The following is a 3,228-nucleotide window of genomic DNA, read 5'->3' as shown; positions in this document are numbered from 1 at the left end:
GGGTTCGATTACTTCTACGGATTCAACGCCGGGGAGACCCATCAGTACTACCCGGTCTTGTTCGAGAACACGGTGCCGGTCGAACCGTCGAAGTCGCCGGAGGACGGCTACCACTTCATGACCGATCTGACCGACAAGGCGGTCGGTTGGTTGCGCTACAGCAAGTCGGTCAACCCGGACAAGCCGGTGTTCCTGTACTTCGCGCCGGGTGCGATGCATGCACCCCACCACGTGGGGCCGGAGTGGCGCGAACGCTTCACCGGTCAGTTCGACAAGGGCTGGGACGCCGTGCGCGAGGAGACGGTGCAACGGCAGAAGGACCTCGGTGTCATCCCGCCCGAGGCGGAGGACACCCCGCGGCCCGACTGGTGCCCGGCCTGGGATTCGCTCAGCGGCGACGAGCAGCGGCTGTATGCGCGGTTCATGGAGAACTACGCGGGCTACATGGCGCTCGCCGATCACGAGATCGGGCGGCTGCTGGGCGCGATCCGCGCGCTGCCCGACGCGGACAACACCATGGTGATCTACATCGTCGGCGACAACGGCGCCAGCTCCGAGGGCGGCATGTCCGGCACCATCAACGAGATCATGAGCCTCAGCGGGATCAGCGCCACGCTCGAGGAGAACCTGGCCCGCATCGACGACATCGGCAATCCCGACACCGAGCCGCATTACCCGCTGGGCTGGGCATGGGCCGGTAATGCCCCGTTCCAATGGGTCAAACAGGTGGCCAGCCACCTCGGTGGCAGCCGGAACCCGATGGTCGTGTCCTGGCCCGCACAGATCAACGACCACGGCGCCGTCCGCTCCCAGTTCACCCATCTCATCGACCTGGTGCCGACAATCCTTGACGCCGCGGGTATTCCGGCACCGGACACGGTCAACGGTATCGAGCAGAAGCCGCTGGACGGGGTGTCGATCCGCTCGACGTTCGATAGCGCCGATGCCAAACCGGTCCGCCAGCGCCAGTACTTCGAGATCTTCACCAACCGCGCGATCTACGACGACGGCTGGATCGCGTGCGCGCAGCACACCTTTCCGTGGCGGCAGGACTATGCGCCGGGCCATTGGGAGAACGACCGCTGGGAGCTGTACCACCTCGACGAGGACTTCAGCGAGAACCACGACCTTGCCGACCAGCATCCCGACAAGCTCGCAGAACTCAAGAAACTCTTCGACGACGAGGCCGAGAAGTACGGCATCTATCCCTTCGACGATCGGGGTGCCGCCCGGCTGATCGTTCCCAAGCCGCCGCCCGGCGGTGCAGACCCGAACCGCCGCCAGTTCACCTACTACCCCGGAGCCATCCGGCTGCCCGAAACCGCAGCACCCAATACCAAGAACCGATCGCACCGCATCACCGCGCACATCGCGACGCGGGGCGACGGTGTCCTGGTGGCGGCAGGTGGCACGTCCGCCGGCTACGTCCTCTATGTGCAGGACGGCAGGCCGCACTACGAATACAACTGGTTCGACAGCGAACGCACCAAGCTCGCGGGCAAAGATCCGCTGCCCGAAGGCGAATCGACCGTGACGTTCTCCTTTCTCTACGACGGCGGCGGGGGCGGTCTGGGGGGCGACGCGATTCTGTCCGTCGACGGAGCGGAGGTCGACCGCACGCGTATCGAGCGCACCGTGGCCGCGCGGTTCGGCATCGACACCTTCGGGGTCGGCATGGACACCGGGGCGCCGGTCAGCAGGGACTACAAACCACCGTTCGCCTTTCAGGGCACCATCGACCGTATCGACGTCGAAATTGGCGAGCCCGGCCTCCCTCCTGAGGAGGAAGCCAAGCTGCATGCCAGATTCAATGCAGGCAAGGAGTACTGAGCAAGATGACAGATGAACGCCCTTGGCCTGACCGAACCCGGCTGCCGATCCCGGCACACCAGGACGTCGGCAAGATCGACCGCACAGTGGAGGGCTCCGATCCGATCGAATGGCCAAAGGAAGTCACAGCTCCCGAGGGAGCACCGAACGTCCTGCTGGTCATGACCGATGACGTCGGGTTCGGCGCCAGCGAGGTATTCGGTGGCCCGATACCCACCCCGACCTACGCACGGTTGGCAGAAAGCGGACTGCGGTACAACCGTTTTCACACCACGGCGTTGTGCTCACCGTCGCGCGCGGCCTTGCTGACCGGTCGCAACCACCACGTTGCCTCGACCGGCATCATCATGGAGTTCTCCACACCGTTCCCCGGATATCACAGCATCGTGTCCAAGAGCGTCGGCACGCTGGGGGAAGTCCTCACCGGAAACGGCTATGGCACAGCCTGGTTCGGCAAGAATCACAACGTGCCAGACTGGCTGACCACGCCGGCCGGGCCGTTCAACCTGTGGCCGTCGGGCCTGGGCTTCGAGTACTTCTACGGGTTCCTCGGCGCCGACGCGCATCAGTTCCGCCCGGCGGTCTACGAGAACAACCTGCCGGTTGATCCGTATCTGGGCCGCGAGGACACTTATCACTTCGATAGGGACATGGCCGACCACGCGATCCACTGGATGCGAAAGCAGAAGGCAGTCAATCCCGACAAGCCGTTCTTCGCCTACTACACACCAGGCACTGCACATGCCCCGCACCACGCTCCGCCGGATTGGATCGAGAAGTTCAAGGGCAACTTCGACGATGGCTGGGATCGCCAGCGCGAGCTGACCTACCAGAGGCAGAAGGACATTGGGGTGATCCCGCCTGATGCCGTCCTCAACGAAACCCCACCCGACTACCGGCGTTGGGATGACCTGTCGCCAGACATGCAGCGGGTGTGCGCCCGCCAGATGGAGTGCTACGCAGCAGCGTTGTCACACTGTGATCACCAGATCGGCCGGGTGGTCGACGCCATCGAGGAACTCGGCGAACTCGAGAACACGCTAATCATCTACATCCAGGGCGACAACGGTTGCAGCGCCGAGGACCCGTCGGGGCGCGGAATGACCAGCGAAATAGTTACTCTCGGCAACCGCATCGACGATCGCGAAGACTTCATGATCGAGAACATCGATGAGTTCGGCGGAATGTGGTTTCAGAATCACTTCTCGCACGGGTGGGCCCACGCCATGAACTCGCCGTATCAGTGGGACAAGAAGATCGCCTCCCATTTGGGCGGCACCCGCACGTCGATGGTGGTGTCCTGGCCGACGCGCATCAAGGATCATGGCGGGCTGCGGTCGCAGTTCACCCACCTCACCGACATCGTCCCCACTATCCTGGCGGCCGCCGATGTGCCGA

General features: G+C 64.0%; 2 protein-coding genes. Both read left to right on the top strand.

What is annotated here, in order from left to right; all coding sequences use genetic code 11:
* The coding region (locus ACRDUX_RS05950; RefSeq protein ID WP_526411942.1) for a sulfatase-like hydrolase/transferase at positions 1 to 1,830 on the top strand (1,830 nt) is incomplete at its 5' end.
* Between the two features lie 5 nt (positions 1,831 to 1,835).
* Positions 1,836 to 3,228, top strand: a 1,393-nt coding sequence (locus ACRDUX_RS05945; RefSeq protein ID WP_526411940.1) for an arylsulfatase, incomplete at its 3' end; no start/stop codon positions are given.

The organism is Mycobacterium sp., from assembly GCF_050701675.1.
Classification (GTDB): domain Bacteria; phylum Actinomycetota; class Actinomycetes; order Mycobacteriales; family Mycobacteriaceae; genus Mycobacterium.
Note: the sequence above shows the minus strand (reverse complement) of the source record. Positions and strands in the feature narration are given on the sequence as shown.